Genomic DNA, 21,332 nt, shown 5'->3' on the forward strand with positions numbered 1-21,332 from the left:
GCGAAAGGGGGCCAGGGTCACAGCGCACCCGCGCTCTCGGGCAGGATGCCGTTGAGCAGGTGATCGCCGACCACGGTGAACTTGTGGCGCACCGGGTCGTGCAGCGTGTGCACGCGCGCGTTGCGCCAGTGGCGGTCGAAGGCATGCGGCGCCTGCGCCGCGCGCGTGCCGCAGAGTTCGAACAGCTTGCTCGAGGCATGCAGCGCGATCTCCGAGGTCAGCACCTTGGCCTCGGCCACCGCGAGCGAGGCCGCGGCGCGGCGTTCGCGGTCGGGCCGGGCGATGGCCTCGTCGAGCGCGAGGCCCGCGCGCTGCGTCATCGCCTCGGCCGCATGCAGGCGGATCTGAATCTCGCCGACCTGCGCGATCACCAGCGCATCGACGATCGCGCGCGGCGCGCCGGCCGGCTGCGCGATCGATGCATGCTCGCGCAAAAAGCGCACCGTGTCGTCGAGCGCGGCCTGAGCGATGCCGAGATCGATGCCCACGTGGCTGATCTGCGAGACCGCGCCCATCGGCTGTTCGCTGTAGGCGCGGTGGATCGGCAGCACGCAGAGATCGGGCAGCAGCACGTCGTCGAGGTGCACGCGGCCGCTCGCGGTGGTGCGCTGGCCGAAGCTCTGCCAGTCGTCCTCGATGCTCAGGCCCGGCGTGCCCGCCGGAATGATCGCCACCGTCTTCTCGCCGGCCGCGTTCAGGCCGATGGCCGACACATAGTGCGCGAACAGCGCGCCGGTGGCGTAGATCTTCTCGCCGCGCAGCAGCCAGCCTCGCGGCGTGCGCTCGATCCGCAACGGCTGCACGGCGCCATCGCGCGGCGCATCGACGTTGGCATTGCCGAAGCGGCAGCCGCGCAGGATCTCGCCGAGGAAGAAGGTCTTCTGCGCCTCGCTGCCGATGGTCGAGAGCCAGAACACGGCGCTGTTGTGGTTCTGCTGGACCTGGCCGATCGAGGCATCGGCCGCCGACAGGATCGCGAACACCCGCGCCACGGTGGCGTACGACACGGCCGCTCCACCATGCGCGCGCGGCAGGTTCATGGCCCACAGGCCGGCGCCCGAGACCTGGTCGAGCTCGCGCTCGGGCAACAGGCGTTGGCTGTCGCGTGCGGCCGCGCCTTCGGCCAGTGATTTGGCCACGCGCCGCGCGGCTTCGAGCACCTCGGCGTCGGAGCGCAGCCGCTGCGCCGGCTCGACGCGGCGCGCGGTCCGCGGCAATTCCGCCTGGGCCTCGATCGATGCGGCCAGCGCGCTCATGGCGCCGCGCGATGCCGCGGCTTGCGGCCGAAGAACGGGTGGCTGGGATCGTTGAAGCCCGGGCGCGACGAATGGCCGGTGGTCACGAGGCCATCGACCAGCGCCTCGTCCGCGTCGGTGAAGCGGTACTGCAGCGCGGGCACGTAGTCCTCCCACTGCTCGAGCGTGCGCGGCCCGGCGATGGCCGAGGTCACGAGCCGGTTGTTGAGCACCCAGGCCAGCGCGAACTGGCCCGGCGTGATGCCGCGCCCCTCCACGTGTTCCTTCACGCGCTGCGCGATCTCCAGCGATTCGGGGCGCCATTCGGTCTGCAGGATGCGCTTGTCGTCGCGGCCGGCGCGCGTGCCGGGCGGCGGCGCCTCGCCGGGCCGGTACTTGGCCGTGAGCACGCCGCGCGCGAGCGGGCTGTACGACACCACGCCCAGGCCGTAGTACTCGGCCGCGGGCAGGTGTTCGGCCTCGATCTGGCGGTTCGCGAGGTTGTAGAGCGGCTGCGTCGCCACCGGCCGGTCTACATTGAGCGCATCGGCGGTACGCGCGAACTCGGCGATCTTCCAGGCGCTGTGGTTCGACAGGCCCCAGCTGCGCAGCTTGCCCGCGCGAATCAGGTCGCCGAGCGCACGCACGGTTTCTTCCACCGGCGTCTGGCGGTCCTCGCGGTGCAGGTACAGCAGATCGATGTGGTCGGTGCCCAGGCGCTTCAGGCTGGCCTCGACCGAGCGCACGATGCCGTGGCGGCCGGTGCTGCGGTTGTTCGGTCCTTCGATGTCGGGATCTGCATTGGCGAACTTGGTCGCCAGCACCCAGTGCTGCCGGTGCGGCGCGACCAGCTCGCCGACCACCGTCTCCGACTGGCCCTGGTTGTAGGCATTGGCGGTGTCGATGAAGTTCACGCCCTGCTCGCGCGCGCGGTCGGCGATGCGTTGCGAGGTCGCGCGGTCGGTCTGGCCGCCGAACATCATGGTGCCGAGGGTCAGCGGCGAGACGAGGATGCCGCTGCGGCCGAGCGGCCGGTAGTCGATGGTGCTCATGGGAGAAGGAAGAAGAGAGGTGGGAAGAGACGGCGCGCGTGACGCGCCGGAATCAGAAGCGCAGCCCGGCCTGCTTCATCAGCGGCAGGATGCGGTCGCCGAAGAATTCGAGATCGGGCTTGAAGTCGTAGAAGCTCAATTGCAGGCCGTCGACACCCGCGCGCTTGAGCTGCACGAACTGCTCGACCACCTGCTCGGGCGTGCCGATCACTTCGATGTTGCCGCCGATGGCGCGCCGCTTGGCGGCGTCGTTGCCGACCCGTCCGCGCCAGGCATGGGCGTCGCTGTCGAAGCGGTTGAAACTGGCCTGCGGATCGACGTCGGCATGCGCCACGATCGCATCGTGGTAAGCCCAGGTCTCCTTCTCGGTCGCGCGGCTGATGACCATGGGATTGAGCAGCGTGCGCACCTCGCGGCCCACGTTGCGCGCGGCCTGCTTCACGCGCGCCGTGTGCGCCGGCAGCGCCTCGATCGCGCTCGGAAAGCTCGAACCGGCCGGGCTCGTGATGAAGACGATGTCGGAATAGCGCGCCGCGAACTCGATGCCGGCGTCGGAGCCGGTCGCGTTCACCAGCACGGGCCGTCCGAAGCGCGGCTTGGGCGACACGAAGGCACCGTCGAGCTTCCACGGTGACTCGCCCTTGAACGACCAGTTCTCGGTGTCGGCCCACAGCCGCTGCACCGCCTCGAGGAACTCGGCCGCGAGCTCGTAGCGCCGGTCGTGCTCGATGCGCTGCGAGCCGAACATCTCGTGCTCGACCGCGCGATGCCCGGTCACCACGTTGATGCCCCAGCGCCCGCCCGAGATGTGGTCGAGCGTGGCCGCGTACTTGGCCAGGTGCAACGGATGCAGCGGCCCGTAGAGCACGTGGATGGTCGAGATCAGCAGGATGCGCTGCGTCACCGCGGTGAGCGCGGCCGTCGTCATGAAGGAATCGAGCGCGTTGCCGTTGAAGACCCCGCCGTAGCCGCCCTTGGGCAGCCATTGCGAGAGCGCGAACACCAGGTCGAAACCGAGCCGTTCGGCCTGCAGCACCAGGTCGCGGTTGTAGTCGAAGCGCCAGTCGGTGGTGCGCGGCAAGGTCGACGCGCTCCAGCCGCCGGCCTGGATCGGCAGGAACAGGCCCAGCAGCACCGGCTGCTCGAAGGCGCGGGAGATCGGGCTGGCGGCGAATTCGGTCGGTGCGACGAAGCGCTCCCATCCGGCGATGGCACCGGGTCGGTGTGACAGGGACATTGGAGGATTGCTTTCTGCTGGCGCGGATTCTGGCCAGCAGGGGCGGGAATGGCACGCCCGTAATTCGCATATCGACATGCGGGGAGGCGCAATGGCGAAGGTGACGACGTTGGAGGACCACGAGAAAGCGTAGGAGCGTGGGCACGGAACTCCGCTAACCTCCTTCGGCTCGACTTTTCCCGGAGGTACATCCGCACATGTCAGCCACCCCCACCCCACCGCCCTACTACCACGGCACCAAGGCCGACCTGAGCATCGGCGACCTGATCGAGGCCGGCTACAGCTCCAACTATGGCCAGCGCAGGAAGGCCGTGTATGTCTACCTGAGCGCCACGCTCGAGGCCGCGACCTGGGGCGCCGAGCTGGCCGTCGGCGAGGGCCGCGGCCGGATCTACGTGGTGGAACCGACCGGGCCGATCGAGGACGACCCCAACCTGACCGACAAGAAATTCCCCGGCAACCCGACCAGGTCCTACCGCACGCGGCAGCCGCTGCGGATCACGGGCGAGGTGACGGATTGGCAGGGCCATGCGCCCGAGCAGCTGCAGGCCATGCGCGAGCGCCTGGAGGAGCTCAGGCGCGCGGGCGTCGAGGCGATCGAGGACTGAACGCCCACACCTTGTCAGAACACCTTGCCCTCTTCGAGGTGCGTGGTCGTGCCGTTGAGATGGTGGTCGCCGATCACGCGTGCCTTCTGCTGCAGCGGGTTGTGATTGAAGATGGTGCGCAGGTTGCGCCAGTGACGGTCGAAGTTGTGGCGGCGCGAGGTGGCGGATGCGCCGCCGGCCTCGAAGAGCCGCTCGGCCGCCTGCAGCGCGATGCGGCTCACCGCGAGCTGGGTCTTCGCGGTGGCGAGCGCGCCTTCGAGCACGAGCTGGCGCGTGCGTTCGCTCTCCTGGTCCGTTGCGGCATCGTGCCGCAGCGCCTGCGCCGAGCGATCGAGGCGCCGCGCGTTGTCCGCGACCAGCGCATCGACCGCATGCGTGGCGGTCGCGAGGTCGCCGACCACCCATTGCGTGAAGTGGTCCTGCGCCGCGCTGTCGGCCGGGCTGTGCGCGGCCGGCCGTGCATGGTGGCGCACGTAGTCGAGCGCATCGGCAAAGATGTTGCGCACGATGCCCGCGGCCACTGCGACCAGGTAGAGCTGGCGCAGTGACGATGCATGGCGGCGCTGCAGGGTCTTGGGGCTGCCGTACACGAGCTCGTCGGCATGCACCTCGAGGCCCTCGAACTCCAGGCTGCCGCTCGCGGTCAGGCGCTGGCCCATGCCGTCCCAGTCGTCCTTCACGTGCAGGCCTTCGCGCTGGGTGGGCACGACGATGGCGACGTCGCGGCCCTCGGGATCGCGCACCGCGATGCTCGCGTAGTCCGAGAAGGCGGTGCCGGTGGCGTAGTACTTGCGGCCGTTGAGCACCAGACGATCGCCGTCGCGCTCGAGCGCGGTGGTCACGGTGCCCGACTTGGGCGTGCCGAGCTCGGTGAAGGCGCCGCCGAACAGCGCACCCTCGCGCACACGCGCCAGCTGCAGCTCGCTGTTCGCATCGGGTGGCGCGGTGGTCCAGAGCTCGATCGCGTTGTAGTGGATGCGCAGCGCATGCGCGACGTTCGAGTCGGCCGCCGCGAGTGTCGCGACCACCTCGATCAGGTCCTCGACCGAGCCGCCGGGACCGCCGCGCTCGGGCGGCACGCGCAGCGCGCCGAGGCCCGAGGCGCGGAACAGCGCGAAGGCCTCGAAGGGCAGCACGCGGTCGCGCTCGCGCTGCGAGGCGTCTCGTGCGATGGCGGCTGCCAGCGCGGGCAGGCGATCGAGCAGGGTCTGGAGGTCGAGCGCCAGCGCGGCGCGGTCGGGTGCGTTCATCGGTGAGGGTGCGGGCAGCGAGCGGTCGAGGATGAACGCAGTATGGGCGCGCGGCATGGCCGTTTCCCGCATAAGAAAACTCGCATTCCTGCAATGGCGAACGGGCACGGATCGCGTGGAGCACGGCGCATTTCCAAACGCGAAAAGATGCTAAGCGCGCGCTTGGATTTCGCGGGGATATCCCAGACCATCGGCGGCCCAACCGCTAACCAGTCAGAGAATGAAATTCGATCGATGGGCACTGCGCGTCGCCCTCGCCGCGGCAGTGGCCGCCGCGCTCCCGGGCGCCTTCGCGCAGGGCACCGCACCCTCCCCCCAACCCATCGACGGCGGCACGCTGACGCTCGCGGTGTCGCAGGAGCCGACCTCGCTGGTGTCCTTCCTCGACACCAAGACCGACAACCGCAACATCAGTGCGAAGATCACCGAGGGCCTGCTGCGCTACGACGCGCAGTTCCGCGCGCAGCCGCTGCTCGCCACGTCGTGGCAGGTCAGCGCCGATGGCCTGAAGTACACCTTCAAGCTTCGCCCCGGCGTGAAGTGGCACGACGGCCGCGACTTCGGCGCGGAGGACGTGCGCTATTCGATCCTCACGCAGAAGAAGCAGGGACCGCGCGGGCGCATCACGCTCGCGAACGTGGAACGCGTCGACGCGCCCGATCCGCTGACCGCGGTGATCGTGCTGTCGAAGCCCGCGCCCTTTCTGCTGAAGTCGCTGTCTTCGGCCGAACTGCCGATCGTGCCCTCGCACCGCTACGCCGACGGCGAGCCGCTGGGCAATCCCAACGTCACGGCGCCCGTGGGCACCGGTCCCTTCGTGTTCGACCAGTGGGTGCGCGGCAGCCACCTGGTGCTCAGGAAGAATCCGAACTACTGGCGCAAGGGCTATCCGCACCTCGACCGCGTGATCGTGAAGTTCGTGCGCGATCCGGCCGCGATCTCGACCGCGGTCGAGACCGGCGAGGTCGACGCGGCGCTCGGCGTGGGCCTGGCCGACCTCGAACGGCTCGAGAAGAACCCGAAGCTCAAGGTCGACGCCACCTACGACGCCTTCCTCAACAACGCCTCGTTCCTCGAGTTCAACCTCGAGAACCCGGTGCTCGCGAACCCGAAGGTGCGGCATGCGATCGCGCAGGCGATCGACCGCCACTTCATCCGCGACACCATCTACTACAAGCGCGTGGAGGTGGTGAACTCGCCGATTCCGCGCGTGCTGGCCGACTACTACGACGACAGCACCTTCCGCTATCCCTTCGACGTGACCGCGGCCAACCGCCTGCTCGACGAGGCCGGCCAGCCTCGCGGCGCGGGCGGCACGCGCTTCTCGCTGCGGCTGAGCTACATCCCGGGCGCGGAATTCAAGCGCACCAGCGACTACCTGCGCGCGGCCTTCTCGCGCATCGGCGTCAAGGTCGAGATCGTCGACGGCGACCTGCCCACCTTCCTCAAGCGCGTCTACAGCACGCGCGACTTCGACATCAACCTCAACGGCCTGGGCCGGCTGTTCGACCCGACGGTGGGCGTGCAGCGCATCTACTGGGGCGACGGAGTGCGCAATCCGCTGATCTGGATCAATGCCTCGCACTACGACAACCCGCAGGTCGACGAGCTGTTCCGCCAGGCCGCGGTCGAGCTCGACGGCGCGAAGCGCGCCACCCAGTTCCGCCAGATCCAGCAGATCGTGGGCCGCGAGCTGCCGGTGGTGCCGCTGGTCACGGTGCATTCGGCGCTGCAGGTCTACAGCACCCGCGTGCACGCACTCAACAACAGCATCGACCTCACGGCCGGCGACTTCGCCGATGCCTGGATCGAACCCCGCAAGTAAGACAGAAAAGACAGAGACGGACGGAACGCCATGAGCCTCCAGGACATCACGAACGACCAACTGCACGCGCTGAGCTTCGCGAGCGCCGGCGAACAGGCCCGCGCGCTGGCAGAGGGCCGGGTCAGCGCGGTGGCGCTGCTCGAGCACCTGCTCGCGCGCATCGACCGCTTCGACGGCACGCTCAACGCGGTGCCCGTGCGCGACGACGAGCGCGCACGCGCCGCGGCACGCGAGGCCGACGCGGCGCTCGCACGCGGCGAGCGCCGGCCGCTGCTGGGCGTGCCGGTCACGGTGAAGGAATCCTTCGACGTGGCGGGCCTGGTCACGAGCAGCGGCAATCCGGCCTTCGCCGACAACGTCGCGCGCGAGGACTCGCTCGCGGTGGCCGCGCTGCGCGAAGCCGGCGCGGTGATCGTCGGCAAGAGCAACGTGCCGCTGGGCCTGGCCGACCTGCAGAGCTACAACGCGGTCTACGGCATCAGCAACAACCCCTGGGACCCGGCGCGCACGCCGGGCGGATCCTCGGGCGGCTCGGCCGCGGCGCTGGCCGCGGGCTACGTGGCGCTGGAGATCGGCACCGACATCGGCGGCTCGATCCGCATTCCCGCGCATTTCAACGGCGTGTACGGCCACAAGCCGACCGCGGGCCTGGTGGCGCTGCGCGGCACCGGCGTGCCCTCGGGCCGCCATGCCGAGCGCGACCTGGTGGTGGCCGGGCCGCTCGCGCGCACGGCGTCCGATCTCGAGCTCGCGCTCGGCCTGCTGATCAACCGCGATCCGCTGCTGGCCAAGGGCTGGAAGGCGAGCCTGCCACCGGCGCGCCATGCGCGGCTGTCCGAATTCCGCGTGCTGGTGATCGACCAGTGGCCCGGCAACGAGCGCAGCGTGCACGAGCGCCAGGTGAGCGAGCGCGTGGTCGACCGGCTTCGCACGCAAGGCGTGCAGGTGAGCCGGCCCGCCGACCTGCCGCCGGGGCTGCTGCCCGACCTGGTGCGCTCGCACCGCGTCTATCGCAGCCTGCTGGGCTCGTCGCTGGCCGCGCCGCCCGCGCTCAGCGAGGCCGCGCAGCAGCGGCTCGAGGCACTCTCGCCCGAGGACGACAGCGCCGACGCAGCCTGGCTGCGCGCCTCCACGCTGCGCCACAGCCAGTGGCTGCAGGACCACGAGGCGCGCGTGGCGCTGCGCCACCAGTGGGAAGGCTTCTTCGCGCAGTTCGACGTGGTGGTGACGCCGGTGGCGCCGCTGCCGGCCTTCCGCCACAACCACAGCGAGCCCAAGGATGCGCGCACCTATCCCGTGGCCTTCGAGGACGGCACGCGCGAGGTGCGCTTCCTCGACCTGTTCGCCTGGGCCGGGCTGCCGGTGCTGCCGGGTCTGCCGGCCACCAGCTTCCCGATCGGGCTCGACGACGAGGGCCTGCCGGTGAGCGCGCAGGCGGTCGGCGCCTACCTCGAGGACCGCACCACCATCGCCTTCGCGCGGCTGCTCGAGGAGGCCTATGGCGGCTTCATCGCGCCGCCGGGCTACGAGGACAGCGTGGCCGCGCCCGCGACGCCTGCAGCCCCGACCGCGCCCGCCGCATGACGCCCACGCCTCCGATCAGCCGCCGGCATTTCCACCGGCGGCTCGCGGGGCTGCCGCTCGCGCTGGCCGCGGTGCCGGCGGCCGCGGCCAATGCCGCGCCCCATACCGAGCCCGATGCCGCACCGCGCCACAAGCCCGGCAGCGTCGTCACGCTGCTCACCGCGCTCGAGCCGCCCACGCTGGTGGGACTGGTCAACTCCGCGGCCGGCACCTTCCTGGTGTCGCCGAAGGCGGTCGAGGGTCTGCTGAGCTACGACTTCGATCTGCGCCCGCGTCCGCAGCTCGCCGTGGCCTGGGAGGTGCAGCCCGATGGCCTGCAATACACCTTCAGGCTGCGCCGCGGCGTGAAGTGGCACGACGGCCGCTCCTTCACCTCGGCCGACGTGGCCTTCTCGATCCTCGCGCTCAAGCAGTCGCATCCGCGCGGTCGCGCCACCTTCGCGAGCGTGAGCGAGGTGCGCACGCCCGATGCGCACACGGCGGTGCTGGTGCTCAGCAAGCCCGCGCCCTTCCTGCTGACCGCGCTGGCGGCCGCCGAGTCGCCGATCGTGCCGCGCCATGTCTACGAGGGCCGCGACCTCGCGAGCCATCCGGCCAACAACGCACCGATCGGCACCGGACCGTTCGTGTTCAAGGAGTGGCAGCGCGGCAGCCACATCATCTACGAGCGCAATCCCGACTACTGGGATGCCGGCAAGCCCTACGTCGACCGGCTGGTGGTGCGCTTCGTGCCCGACCCCGCGGCGGCCGCGGCCGCGCTCGAGAGCGGCACGGTCGACCTGGCCGGCGCGACACCGGTGCCGATCCCCGACCTCGATCGGCTCAAGGCGCTGCCGCACCTGAGCCTGGACACGCGCGGCAACGAGTACTTCAACAACTCGACCACGCGCATCGAGTTCAACCTCGACAACCCCTACTTCCGCCACGCCAAGGTGCGCCAGGCGGTGGCGCATGCGATCGACCGCGAGGTGATCCTCAAGACCGTGTGGTACGGCTACGGCCTGGCCGCGCCGGGCCCGATCTCGCCGGTGCTGCGCGCCTTCTACGAGCCCGCGGCCGGCGTACCGGGTTTCGACCGCAAGCGCGCCGAGGCGCTGCTCGACGAGGCCGGCTTCGCGCGCGGCGCCGACGGCGTGCGCTTTCGCGTCAGCCACGACGTGTTCGACGGGGGCGGCAACCGCGTGGGCCAGTACATCCGCCAGGCGCTCGCGCGCGTGGGCATCGACGTGACGGTGCGCACGCAGGAGTTCGGCGCCTACATCAAGCGCGTCTACACCGACCGCGACTTCGACTTCAACAACCAGGGCATGAGCCAGATGTTCGACCCCGCGGTCGGCATCCAGCGCTTCTACTGGTCGAAGAACTTCCGCCCGGGCGTGCCCTTCTCGAACGGCGCGCACTACGACAACCCCGAGGTCGACCGGCTGCTCGAGGCCGCGGCGGTGGAGAACGATGCCGCGAAGCGGCGCGCGCTCTATGCCGAGTTCCAGCGCGTGATCGCGCGCGAGCTGCCGACCATCGGCCTGGTGGCGGTGGCCCAGGTCACGGTGGCCAATCGCCGCATCGGCGGCCACACGGTCGGCGCCGAGGGCCTGTCGGGCAACTTCGCCGATCTTCACCTCAAGGGATGAGCATGCAGGACTGGAACATGGAGCGCCGCGCCTGGCTGCAGGCCGGCGCGGGACTCGGGCTCGCGGGCCTGGCCTCGCCGTTCGCGGCGGTGTCCGCGCTCGCGCAGGGCCGCGACGCGGGCACGCCGGTGCGCGGCGGCACGCTGACCGTGCTGATCGATCCCGAGCCGCCCACGCTCACCACCATCGCGCATTCGGCCGGCGCCTCGGTGCTGATCTCGGCCAAGACCACCGAGGGCCTGCTGAGCTACGGCTTCGACCTCTCGCCGCAGCCGCAGCTCGCGACCGCCTGGAGCGTGAGCGCCGACGGGCTGCAGTACAGCTTCACCCTGCGCCGCGGCGTGAAGTGGCACGACGGCCGGCCCTTCACATCGGCCGACGTCGCGCATTCGATCGGCCTGCTCAAGCAATACCACCCGCGCGGTCGCGCCACCTTCTCGAGCGTGTCGGAGGTGCGCACGCCCGATGCGCACACCGCGATCCTGGTGCTGTCGAAGCCGGTGCCCTACCTGATCACCGCGCTGTCGGCGGCCGAGTCGCCGATCGTGCCGAAGCACCTCTACGAGAACGGCAAGGCCGATGCCAACCCGGCCAACAACGCGCCCGTGGGCACCGGCCCCTTCGTCTTCAAGGAATGGGTGCGCGGCAGCCACGTGAGCTACGAGCGCAACCCCGACTACTGGGACAACCCCAGGCCCTACGTCGACCGGCTGATCGTGCGCTTCATCCCCGACGCCGCCGCGCGCGCGGCCGCGATCGAGAAGGGCGAGGTGCACCTGAGCCCGGGCACGCCGGTGCCGCTGGGCGACGTGGAGCGGCTGCGCGCCAGGCCGAACCTGGTGTTCGAGCCGAACGGCTACCAGTACATCAACAACGTCTCGCGCGTGGAGTTCAACCTCGAGAGCCCCGCGCTGCAGGACCTGCGCGTGCGCCAGGCGATCGCGCACGCGATCAACCGGCAGGTGGTGCAGAAGACCGTGTGGTACGGCCAGGGCCGGTTGATCCCGGGGCCGGTGCATCCGGCGCTCGCGAAGTTCTACGTGCCCGACCTGCCGGTGCTGCCGCACGATCCGAAGCAGGCCGAGGCCTTGCTCGACGCGGCGGGCCTCGCGCGCGGCAAGGCCGGCCCCAACCTGCGGCTCAAGCTCGCGCTGACGCCCATTCCCAACGAGGGCGGCCAGCGCACCGCCGAGTACCTGAAGCAGAGCCTGGGGCGCATCGGCATCGAGGTCACGATCAACGCGACCGACTTCGCGACCTACGTGCGCCGCATCTATGCCGACCGCGCCTTCGACCTGCACGTGAGCGTGATGAGCAACACCTTCGACCCCACCGTGGGCATCCAGCGCCTGTACTGGTCGAAGAACTTCAAGAAGGGCCTGCCGTTCTCCAACGGCTCGGGCTACAACAACCCCGAGGTCGACCGGCTGCTCGAGGCGGCCGCCATCGAGACCGACGAGGCGCGCCGGCGCCAGGCCTTCGCCGAGTTCCAGCGCCACATCGTGCGCGACCTGCCCGACATCACGCTGCTCGCACTCGACAACTACACCATCGCCGACCGCCGCGTGCGCGGCCACACGGTCAGCGCCGACGGCATCGCCGGCAACCTGGCCGGTGCGTGGATCGGCACCTGATCGACAGTGAAAGGAACCCTCTCCATGACCACCGACACCACCGACCGCCCCGACGTGCTCTGGTACACGCGCTGCCCCGTGCCCTCGCCGCTGGGCATCGCCGCGCGCCAGGGCTGGCTGGCCCAGACCTTCGCCGAGGAAGGCATCGCGATCGAATCGATCATCGACTCGAAGGACCGCAGCATCCGCGAGAGCCACTTCGACCACCACCTGGCCTGGTCCTTCCGCCAGGGCGGCAACATCCCGCCGATCTGGGCCCGCGCCAACGGCCGCGCGACGCGGCTGGTGGCGATCACCTGGACCGACGAGTTCCAGGCCATCGTGACCCTGCCGGGGCGCGGCATCGCATCGATCGAGCAGCTCGCGGGCCGGCGCTTCGCGGTGCCGCGCCGCGTCAACGACCTGATCGACTTCCATCGCGCCACCGCGCTCAAGGGCGTGGTGTCGGCGCTGTCGCTGGCCGGCCTCACGACCGAGGACCTCACGCTGGTGCAGCTGCCGATCGAGGAGTCGGTGATCCTCGCGCAGGGCGAGCCCAGCCTGTTCGGGCTGCGCCGGCGCCATCCCTACTTCCGCGAGGTCGAGGCGCTGGTACGCGGCGAGGTCGACGCGATCTTCGTCAAGGGAGCGGAAGGGCTGGTGGTCGCGAACCTGATCGGCGCCCAGGTGGTGTCCGAGTTCGGCAGCCATCCCGATCCGAAGATCCGCATCAACAACGGCACGCCGCGCGTGCTGACGGTGGACGCGGCGCTGTCCGAGCGGCGGCCCGACCTGGTGCTGCGCCTGCTCGAGGTGGTCGAGCGCGCGGGCCGCTGGGCCGAGGACCATCCCGACGAGACGGTGCGCTTCGTGGCACGCGAGATCGCCACCAGCGAGGAAGCGGTGCTGGCCTCGAACGGGCCCGAGGTGCACCGGCACCTGGGCATCGGGCTCGACGCGCCGCTGGTCGAGGCGATCGGGCATTTCAAGGACTTCCTGCTGCAGTGGGGCTTCCTGCCGGGCGACTTCGACCTCGGCGAGTGGGTCGATGCCGAGCCCTTGCGCGCGTTGCGTGCCGGCAAGGCGGCCGCGCCCGAAGCCGCGGTGCTCGCCGCCGCATGAGCGCCGCCAACGCCAACCCGGCGCCGCGCATCCTCGTGACCGGTGCCACCGGCCGACTCGGCCGCCTGCTGGTGCCGCGGCTGCGCGAGCGCGGCGCGGTGGTGCGCGCCTTCACGCGGCAGGTGGCGAATGCCGCGGCGCTGGCCGACCAGAGCCGGCACGAGCGCGCGCCCTTCGAGGTGGCGGTGGGCGACCTCGAGGACCGGGCCTCGCTGCGGCGCGCCTTCGAGGGCGTCTCGCACCTGTTCCTGCTGTCGCCGATCGTGCCCGAGCTGGCCGCGCAGCAGATTGCGGCCATCGAGGCCGCGGCCGAGGCCGGCGTGCGCCGCATCGTCAAGCTCTCGGGCTCGCACTGGACCATCGAGCCGCCGGGCCGTTCGCTGTCGGGCGACGCGCATGCGCGCATCGAGGCCGCGCTGGCCGCCTCGGGCATCGCGCACCGCGTGCTGCGCCCCAATGCCTGGACGCAGGTGGTGCTGACGCGGCTGGCGGCCGAGCTGGCCGCGGGCGATGTGCTGCATGCGCCGCCGGGCCTGCCGCGCGTGGCCTACATCGATGCGCGCGACATCGCCGACGTGGCGGTCGAGGCGCTGCTGAACGATGCGGACGACGCGCCGCCCGGCCCCTGGGTGCTGACCGGCGCGCGCGCCGTCGACCATGGCGAGCTCGCGCGCATCGCCGCCGGCCTCAGCGGCCGGCCGGTGGTGGCCGAGCCGCTGTCGCCGCAGGAACTCGCGGCGCGTCAGGCCCAGGCGCCCTCGCCCTACATCGCGCAGGTGCATGCGCAGTTCGCCGCTTTGATCGGTGCCGGCGAGGCGGCCACCGTCACCGACACGGTGGAACGCGTGCTGGGCCGGCCGCCACGGCGCATCGAGGACTTCGTGGCCGAATCGCTCGCGGCCTGAACCGCATTTGCTTATGCGGAAGGCTTCGTAGCCGCGCGCGACGGCGGCCGCTAAGGTGCCGCCGGTTTTCACCGTCCCCATCCCATGTCCTCACTCGCCGATCTCGCGGCGCCCGCCACCGGCGCGGCGCCCTCCTCTTCCCCCTCCTCTTCCCCCTCCTCCTCCCCCGAACGCGTGCCCGCCATCGATGCGGCCACCCTGCAGCGCTGGTTGCAGGACGGCGACGAGCTCGCGCTGCTCGACATCCGCGAGCACGGCCAGTACGGCGAGGGCCATCCCTTCTTCGCGGTGCATGCGGCCTACAGCCGGCTCGAGCCCGAGGTGGCGCGGCTGGTGCCGCGCCGCGCGACCCGCGCAGTGCTGTTCGACGACGGCATCGACGGCGATGCGCTGGCCCGGCGCGCGGCCGTGCGGCTGGCCGCGCTCGGCTGGTCCGGCGTCTCGGTGCTGGCCGGCGGCGCGCCGGCCTGGGAAGGCGCGGGCCGCACGCTGTTCAAGGGCGTGAACCTGCCTTCGAAGACCTTCGGCGAGGTCGCCGAGCATGCCTTCGAGGTGCCGCACATCGACGCGCCCACGCTGGCGCGCTGGCAGCGCGAGGCCGAGCCCTTCGTGCTGCTCGACGGCCGCACGCTCGAGGAACACCGCAAGATGACGCTGCCCGGCGCCATTCCCGTGCCCAACGGCGAACTGGCGCTGCGCTGGCGCACCCAGGTGAGCGACGAGCGCACGCCGATCGTGGTGCACTGCGCGGGCCGCACCCGCAGCATCGTCGGCGCGCAGATCCTGCGCGACCTCGGCGTGCCCAACCCGGTGTTCGCGCTCGAGAACGGCACCCAGGGCTGGGCGCTGGCCGGCCTCGAGCTCGAACGCGGCAGCCGCCGCGCGCTGCCGGCCGCGCCCGATGCGGCGCAGCGCGAAGCCGCGCGCGCGAGTGCCGAGGCCGCCGCGCGGCGCTTCGGCGTACCGGTGCTGTCGCGTGCCGCGGCACAGGCCTGGCTCGACGACGCCAACCGCACCGCCTTCGTGTTCGACGTGCGCACGGCCGAGGAATTCGCGGCCGGCAGCCTGCCCGGCGCGCGCCATGCGCCGGGCGGCCAGCTGCTGCAGGCCACCGACCTGCAGATCGGCGTGCGCCATGCGCGCGTGCTGGTGCTCGACGACGATGGCGTGCGCGCGCCGGTCATCGCGCTGTGGCTGCGCCGGCTGGGCCTCGAGGCCGCGCTGGTCGAAGACGGCCTCGCGAGCGGGCTGCGCGTGCCCGAGGGCGCGCCGCCGGCGCTGGGCCCGGTGCCCGCTTCGGCTTCGGCCGGGCAGCTGGCCGCACTGCCCGAAGGCACGGCGCTGCTCGACCTGCGCCCGTCGCCGGCCTACCGCCAGGCCCACGTGCACGGCGCGCGCTGGTCGATCCGCCCGCGCCTGCTGGCCGATGCGCGCACCGCCACCGGTGGCGACACGCTCCGCCCGCTGCTGCTGATCGCGCCCGACGCGCTGGTGGCACGGCTCGCCGCCGCCGACCTGCGCGATGCCGGCTGGCCCGCGCCCACCTGGACCACGCACGAGGCGCTCGCGGCCGCGGGCCACGGCGTCGAGGCCACGCCCGCGTCGCCCGGCGATGCCGAGGCCATCGACTACCTGTTCTTCGTGCACGACCGGCACGACGGCAACCTCGACGCGGCGCGCCGCTACCTCGACTGGGAGCTGGGCCTGATCGCGCAATGCGCGAGCGACGAGCTGGCCGTGTTCCGGCCGCATGGCGAAGCGACCCGAGGCTTGCACGGAAAAGCGCATATCGATAGTTGAAGGCCTTCGTTGCGACGGCAGGCGCGGCCTCGGAAGATCGCCGCCTGCCCTGCTTCGCCCCTTTCATTCGATGACTTCCCGTCCGCGTTCGCGTTTCTCCCCCTCTTCCTCCCGATTCGCCGCCGCGGCGCTCGCCACCCTGCTCGGCCTGGCCGGCGCGGCCCATGCCGACGCCACGCTCGACCGCATCAAGCAGCGCGGCAAGGTCGCGATCGGCGTGGTGGTCAACGGCGGGCCCTTCGGCTCGATCGACCCGGCCACGCAGCAGCTCGTGGGCTGGAACCCCGACCTCGCGCGCGACCTCGCCAAGCAGCTCGGCGCCGAGGTCGAGCTGGTGCAGGTGCAGCCGGCCAACCGGGTGCAGTTCCTGCAATCGGGCAAGGTCGACCTGCTGATCGCCTCGATGGAATACAACGCCGACCGCGGCGAAATCCTCGGCTATGCGCCGACGCCCTTCTACCGCGTGGGCGGCACGGCCGCCGTGCTCAAGACCAGCGGCATCGCCAAGTGGGAGGACCTGCGCGGCAAGACCGTGTGCGCCTCGCAGGGCAGCAGCTTCGTGAAGCCGCTGCAGGAACAGTACGGCGCCCAGGTGCGCGGCTTCAAGACCGCGCAGGAATCGCTGCTGGCGCTGCGCGGCGGCAACTGCGTGGCGGCCGTGCACGACGCCACGCTGATCCAGCCGCTGCTGCGCAGCAATCCCGAATGGGCCGCCTACGCGGCACCGATCCGCGACGAGATCCTGCCCGCGCCCTCGGTGGTCTGGGCCCGCAAGGGCGAGGCCGACACCATCGCCGCCGTCGACAAGGTGGTGAAGCAGTGGCATCGCAGCGGCTGGCTGATCGAGACCGAGAAGCGCAACGGCATCGAGCCGCCGCAGCCGCTGCTGCCCGAGCTGCAGGCCAAGCTGCGCGCCGCGCCCTGAACCCACGGCCACGGCCCCATTCGGCCCGGCCGCATCGCAACCTTCCGTTCGCCGTGAGCGGCGCCCCTGAACCGGCGCCGCGCCCCGCCCTTTCCGTTCGCGCCATGAAGCCTCGCCCCTCCACCGACACGCCATCGTCGGCGCGCCAGCCATGAACGACGCCGGACTGCTCGCGCAGGCCGTGGCCGCGCTCAAGACCCTGGGTCTCAACTACGCCTTCGTGCTCGACGCGGGCGAGCGCCAGGCCTTTCTGCGCGGGCTGCTCGTCACCTTCGAGCTCTGCGTGCTGACCGTGCCCTGCAGCCTCGCGGCCGGCGTGGCGATCGCGGCCGCGCTGACCTCGCCGCGGCGCTGGGTCGCGCTGCCGGCGCGCGCCTTCGTGGAAGTCACGCGCAACACGCCGACGCTGGTGCAGCTCTATTGCGCCTTCCTCGTGCTCAACATGCTGATCACGCAGCAGCTCCAGGGCCTCGGCGGCAATCCGCTGACGCCCTTCGTCTGGGTGGTGATCGTGGTGGCGCTGCACAAGGGCGTGTTCCATGCCGAGGCGCTGCGCGCGGGCATCGAGGCGGTGCCGCGCGTCACGCTCGAGGCCGCGCGCTCGCTGGGCTTCTCGCAGCGCCAGCTGCTGTGGCGCGTCGAGCTGCCGCTGGCGCTGCGCTTCGCGCTGCCCTCGCTGGTCAACAACCTGGTCGACCTGGTGAAGATGACCGCGGTGGCCTCGGCCATCGCCGTGGGCGACGTGACCTACGAGTCGATCATGATCTGGACGCAGCGCGACAACGTGCTCGAGCTGCTGCTGTTGATCCTGCTGTACTTCGGCCTGCTGACCTGGCTCGTGAGCCTGGCCGGGCGCTGGCTCGAGGCGCGCTGGCGGATGCCCGGCTATGGCCAGTGAGATCGCCGCGGCACCGGCCGCTCCCCCGCTCGGCGCCGAAGCCGGCACCAGCCTCGTCGCGCACCTCGATCCGCGCCGCCATCCCTGGCTCGCCGCGCTGGCCGCCGTGCTGCTGCTGATCGCGGCCTGGAGCGCCACCGGCACCACGCCCGTCGCGCTGCGCCACCTGTGGCAATGGTCGCCCACGCTGCTGCTGGGCTTGCTCACCAACGTCCAGATCAGCGTGCTCGCGATGGCGATCGGCACCGCCGTGGGGCTGCTGGTGGGCGCGCTGTCGTTCTCGCCGTTCGCGCCGGTGCGCGGCGTCACGCGCTGGTACGTGCAGTTCTTCCGCAACGCGCCGGTGCTGGTGCTGATCTATTTCACTACCTACGTGTTTCCGTTCGAGCTGCGGCTGGTGGCCTGGACCGTGCCCTTCCCCGACTGGCTCAAGGTGGTGCTGGGCCTCGCGCTGCCCACCAGCGCGGTGGTGGCCGAGATCTTCCGCGGCGCGATCCAGTCGATCCCGAGCGCGCAATGGGAGGCCGCGCAGTCGCTGGCCTTCCGGCGCGGCGAGATCTTCCGGCTGATCGTGCTGCCGCAGTGCCTGCGCCGCATGCTGCCGCCGTGGATGAACCTCTACGCGAGCATCACGATGAGCACGGCGCTGTCCTCGCTGGTCGGCGCGCACGACGTGGTCGACGCGGCCCAGGTCGCGAGCAACACGGTGGCGCGCACCGACTTCACGGTGCTGGTCTATTTCACGCTGCTCGCCGTGTTCTTCGCCTACTGCTACCCGATCGCCCGCGCCACGCGCGCGCTGGAACGCCGCCATGCCCGCCACTGAGACCGCCACCCCCCGCTTCAACACGCCCCTGGTCGCCCTGCGCGACGTGGAGCTCGCCTTCGGCGCCAACGCGGTGCTGCGCGGCATCTCGCTCGAGGTGCAGCGCGGCCAGGCGGTGTCGATCATCGGGCCCTCGGGCTCGGGCAAGTCGACCATCCTGCGCTGCATCACCGGGCTGCTGCGACCGCAGCGCGGCGAGATCCGCGTCGGCGACACGCGCGTGGACGCGCTGCGCGCCGAGGCCGAGTTCATCGCGCTGCGCAAGCGCGTGGGCTTCGTGTTCCAGCAGTACAACCTGTTCCCGCACCTCACGGTGCTCGAGAACCTGGTGATCGCGCCCACGCGCGTGGCCGGCCGCGAGCGCGCCGCCGCCGAGCGCGAGGCGCGCGAGCTGCTCGACAAGGTGCGGCTCTCGCACAAGGCCGCGGCCTATCCGGGCGAACTCTCGGGCGGCCAGCAGCAGCGCGTGGCGATCGCGCGCGCGCTCGCGATGCGGCCCGAGCTGATGCTGTTCGACGAGGTGACCTCGGCGCTCGACCCCGAGACCGTGGGCGAGGTGCTGACCGTGATCCGCGACCTGGTGCGCGAGGGCCTGACCTGCGTGCTGGTGACGCACGAGATGCGCTTCGCCGAGGAGATCAGCGACACCGTGTATTTCACCGAGGCCGGCGTGATCGTCGAGCACGGCCCGCCCGCGCGCATCTTCCGCGCGCCCGCGAGCGATCGCACACGCGCGTTCCTGCATCGCGCGCTCGGCGACGGCGCGCGCGACCCGTCGGACGACAGCGTGCCCGCGCGCCGCCCCGCCCCCTTCCCCGAAACGCCGCCCTTCGACCGGCTGCGCTTCGCCCTCTGACCCACCGAGGCTCCCCATGACCACATCCCAGAACGACACGACCGCCATCGCGGCACAGCGCCGCATCGCCGTCGACCAGGCCCTGGCCGACATCCGCGCCATCGCCGCCGCCCAGCCACTCGACCGCGCGGTGCTCGCGCGCATCACGGCGCGGCTCGAGAAGCTCGCGGCCCACGCCGCCCTGTTCACGCGCGAGGACTTCCCGCCGCCGGCCGCCAGCGAAGGCGTGGGCGCCTCCACGCGCTACCGGCTCAACCCCGGGGATGGCGACGACGACGTGGCGCTCTACCTGAATTCGATCAATCCCGGCAAGACCTCGATCCCGCACAACCACACGACCTGGGCCACCATCGTGGCGGTCGAGGGCCAGGAGGAGAACCGCGTCTACCGGCGCACCGACGACGGCAGCGATCCCGCGCAGGCGCGGCTCGAACTCGAGCGCGAGGTCACGGTGCAGCCCGGCACCTCGATCGCCTTCCTGCCAGAGGACCTGCACAGCATCCACGTGATCGGCGACCGGCCGACGCTGCATTTCCATCTCTATGGCCAGCCGCTCGAGACGCTGTCGCGCCGCATCGGCGTGAACCTCGAGACCGGCGCGATCGTCAACTACAACGCGACGCAGTTGCAGCCGAGCAAGGCGGTCGCATGAGCGCTGTCAACGGCTTGAACGACGCGACGCGGCTGCTGCACGCGGGCGCGCCGCAACTGCGCGCCGGCTCGGGCCCGGTCAACGTGCCCGTGGTGCGCACGAGCACCGTGCGCTTCGAGAACACCGCGGCGCATGCCGATCATCACCACCGCCGCGCCGCGGGCGAGCGCGTGGCCTCCTACGGCCGCCATGGCCTCGACACGCACCGCGCGCTCGAGGACGCGGTGACCGCGCTCGAAGGCGGGCACCGCGCCTTCCTCACGCCTTCGGGCCTGTCGGCGATCACCCTGGTGCTGCTCGCGCTGCTGTCGCCCGGCGACCATGCGCTGGTGGCCGACGGCGTGTATGCGCCGCTGCGGCGCGTCGACAGCACGCTGCTCAAGCGGCTGAACATCACGGTCGAGTACTTCTCGCCCGCGCACGACGACCTCGCGAGCCTGCTGCGGCCCAACACGCGGCTGCTGTACCTCGAGTCGCCGACCTCGCTGCTCTACGAGGTGCTCGACCTGCCCGCGCTCAGCAAGATCGCGCGCGAGCGCGGCGTGACCGTGGCCACCGACAACACCTGGAGCGGCGGCTGGTTCTACAAGCCGCTCGCGCTCGGCGCCAACATCTCGATCCAGGCCGCCACCAAGTACATCTCGGGCCATTCCGACCTGATGCAGGGCATCGTGGTGGTCGACAGCCCCGCGCTGGCTGCGAAGCTGCTGAGCGCGCACGAGGCGCTGGGTCTGACCATCGGCGCCGACGACGCCTACCTGGCGCTGCGCGGCCTGCGCACGCTGCCGGTGCGGCTGGCGCAGCACCAGCGCAATGCCACCGAGGTCGCGCGCTTCCTGCAGCAACAGGCGCAGGTCGGCCGCGTGTACTACCCGGCGCTGCCCGAGGACCCGGGCCATGCGCTGTGGCGGCGCGACTTCAGCGGCGCGAGCGGCCTGGTGTCCTTCGCGTTCCGCGATGCCACCGCCGCCGAGGCCGATGCCTTCGTCGATGCGCTCACGCTGTTCGGCATCGGCGCCTCGTGGGGCGGCTACGAGAGCCTGGCGCTCGCGGCCCAGCCCGAGCGGCTGCGCGAACACCGCCAATGGCAGGGCAACGCGCCGGTGGTGCGGCTGCATGTCGGCCTCGAGGATCCGGGCGACCTGGTGGCCGACCTGGCGCGGGCCTTCGCGAAGGCGACGCCGACCGCAACCGCTCCCGCACCCGCACCCGCGCCGGCCCCCGCCGCGGCGCCGTTCCGTGAATTGAGCGCAGGCGCGCACCTGCTCTGAGTCTTCCCTTCCTCTCCCGTTCTTCCCGCTTCTCCCGTACCG

The 21,332-nt window shown here is 71.4% G+C and carries 18 protein-coding genes; 14 read left to right on the forward strand and 4 right to left on the reverse strand.

Translation table 11 applies throughout. From position 1 onward, the window contains the following. Nucleotides 1–17: 17 nt before the first annotated feature. The 3 genes from INQ48_31655 to INQ48_31665 are packed head-to-tail and all read right to left on the reverse strand — an operon-like array spanning nucleotide 18 to nucleotide 3,524. Nucleotides 18–1,256, reverse strand: a complete 1,239-nt coding sequence (locus tag INQ48_31655; protein ID QRF62117.1) for an SfnB family sulfur acquisition oxidoreductase — start codon at nucleotides 1,254–1,256, stop codon at nucleotides 18–20. Then, nucleotides 1,253–2,287 (reverse strand): aldo/keto reductase, encoded by a 1,035-nt coding sequence (locus INQ48_31660; GenBank protein ID QRF62118.1) that lies wholly within the window; start codon nucleotides 2,285–2,287, stop codon nucleotides 1,253–1,255. The genes INQ48_31655 and INQ48_31660 overlap by 4 nt, the downstream gene beginning before the upstream one ends. Before the next feature lie 52 nt (nucleotides 2,288–2,339). Further along, nucleotides 2,340–3,524 carry an LLM class flavin-dependent oxidoreductase gene (locus INQ48_31665; GenBank protein QRF62119.1) on the reverse strand — a complete coding sequence of 395 codons (1,185 nt, stop codon included), beginning with the start codon at nucleotides 3,522–3,524 and terminating at the stop codon, nucleotides 2,340–2,342. A gap of 197 nt (nucleotides 3,525–3,721) precedes the next feature. Here INQ48_31665 and arr point away from each other — a divergent pair, with 197 nt between their 5' ends. Beyond that, entirely contained in the window at nucleotides 3,722–4,132 is a 411-nt protein-coding gene (gene arr, locus INQ48_31670; protein QRF62120.1) for an NAD(+)--rifampin ADP-ribosyltransferase, read from the forward strand. Nucleotides 4,133–4,146: 14 nt separating this feature from the next. Here arr and INQ48_31675 read toward each other — a convergent pair whose 3' ends face one another. Further along, nucleotides 4,147–5,382: an acyl-CoA dehydrogenase family protein gene (locus INQ48_31675; GenBank protein QRF62121.1), complete on the reverse strand. Its 1,236-nt coding sequence runs from the start codon at nucleotides 5,380–5,382 to the stop codon at nucleotides 4,147–4,149. A 220-nt stretch (nucleotides 5,383–5,602) separates the two neighbouring features. Between INQ48_31675 and INQ48_31680 the strand changes: the two genes are divergently transcribed. The 13 genes from INQ48_31680 to metC all read left to right on the forward strand — a co-directional run bounded on the left by INQ48_31680 (nucleotide 5,603) and on the right by metC (nucleotide 21,290). Continuing rightward, nucleotides 5,603–7,207: an ABC transporter substrate-binding protein gene (locus INQ48_31680; GenBank protein QRF62122.1), complete on the forward strand. Its 1,605-nt coding sequence runs from the start codon at nucleotides 5,603–5,605 to the stop codon at nucleotides 7,205–7,207. A gap of 30 nt (nucleotides 7,208–7,237) precedes the next feature. Continuing rightward, nucleotides 7,238–8,791 (forward strand): amidase, encoded by a 1,554-nt coding sequence (locus INQ48_31685; GenBank protein QRF62123.1) that lies wholly within the window; start codon nucleotides 7,238–7,240, stop codon nucleotides 8,789–8,791. Further along, nucleotides 8,788–10,422, forward strand: a complete 1,635-nt coding sequence (locus INQ48_31690; protein ID QRF62124.1) for an ABC transporter substrate-binding protein — start codon at nucleotides 8,788–8,790, stop codon at nucleotides 10,420–10,422. The genes INQ48_31685 and INQ48_31690 overlap by 4 nt, the downstream gene beginning before the upstream one ends. Before the next feature lie 17 nt (nucleotides 10,423–10,439). Beyond that, entirely contained in the window at nucleotides 10,440–12,056 is a 1,617-nt protein-coding gene (locus tag INQ48_31695) for an ABC transporter substrate-binding protein (GenBank protein ID QRF63034.1), read from the forward strand. Nucleotides 12,057–12,080: 24 nt separating this feature from the next. Next, nucleotides 12,081–13,157, forward strand: coding sequence for an ABC transporter substrate-binding protein (locus INQ48_31700; protein ID QRF62125.1), 1,077 nt, complete (start codon nucleotides 12,081–12,083; stop codon nucleotides 13,155–13,157). Further along, complete coding sequence (locus INQ48_31705) at nucleotides 13,154–14,062, forward strand: SDR family NAD(P)-dependent oxidoreductase (protein ID QRF62126.1); 909 nt, start codon at nucleotides 13,154–13,156, stop codon at nucleotides 14,060–14,062. The genes INQ48_31700 and INQ48_31705 overlap by 4 nt, the downstream gene beginning before the upstream one ends. Nucleotides 14,063–14,146: 84 nt before the next feature. Further along, on the forward strand, nucleotides 14,147–15,862 hold the full coding sequence (locus INQ48_31710) for a sulfurtransferase (protein ID QRF62127.1): 1,716 nt from the start codon (nucleotides 14,147–14,149) through the stop codon (nucleotides 15,860–15,862). A 70-nt stretch (nucleotides 15,863–15,932) separates the two neighbouring features. Continuing rightward, a complete protein-coding gene (locus INQ48_31715; protein QRF62128.1) occupies nucleotides 15,933–16,787 on the forward strand; it encodes a transporter substrate-binding domain-containing protein in 855 nt (284 codons plus the stop codon). A 151-nt stretch (nucleotides 16,788–16,938) separates the two neighbouring features. Continuing rightward, the gene (locus INQ48_31720; protein ID QRF62129.1) at nucleotides 16,939–17,685 is read left to right on the forward strand and encodes an amino acid ABC transporter permease; all 747 of its coding nucleotides are present in this window, start codon (nucleotides 16,939–16,941) and stop codon (nucleotides 17,683–17,685) included. Next, complete coding sequence (locus tag INQ48_31725) at nucleotides 17,675–18,511, forward strand: amino acid ABC transporter permease (GenBank protein QRF62130.1); 837 nt, start codon at nucleotides 17,675–17,677, stop codon at nucleotides 18,509–18,511. Before INQ48_31720 ends, INQ48_31725 begins: the two co-directional genes overlap by 11 nt. Next, nucleotides 18,498–19,367, forward strand: coding sequence for an amino acid ABC transporter ATP-binding protein (locus INQ48_31730; protein ID QRF62131.1), 870 nt, complete (start codon nucleotides 18,498–18,500; stop codon nucleotides 19,365–19,367). Before INQ48_31725 ends, INQ48_31730 begins: the two co-directional genes overlap by 14 nt. Nucleotides 19,368–19,383: 16 nt before the next feature. Continuing rightward, nucleotides 19,384–20,019 (forward strand): cysteine dioxygenase family protein, encoded by a 636-nt coding sequence (locus INQ48_31735; protein ID QRF62132.1) that lies wholly within the window; start codon nucleotides 19,384–19,386, stop codon nucleotides 20,017–20,019. Further along, a complete protein-coding gene (gene metC, locus INQ48_31740) occupies nucleotides 20,016–21,290 on the forward strand; it encodes a cystathionine beta-lyase (protein QRF62133.1) in 1,275 nt (424 codons plus the stop codon). The genes INQ48_31735 and metC overlap by 4 nt, the downstream gene beginning before the upstream one ends. Nucleotides 21,291–21,332: the final 42 nt, after the last annotated feature.

Source organism: Variovorax paradoxus, from assembly GCA_016806145.1.
In the GTDB taxonomy this organism is placed as follows: domain Bacteria; phylum Pseudomonadota; class Gammaproteobacteria; order Burkholderiales; family Burkholderiaceae_C; genus Variovorax.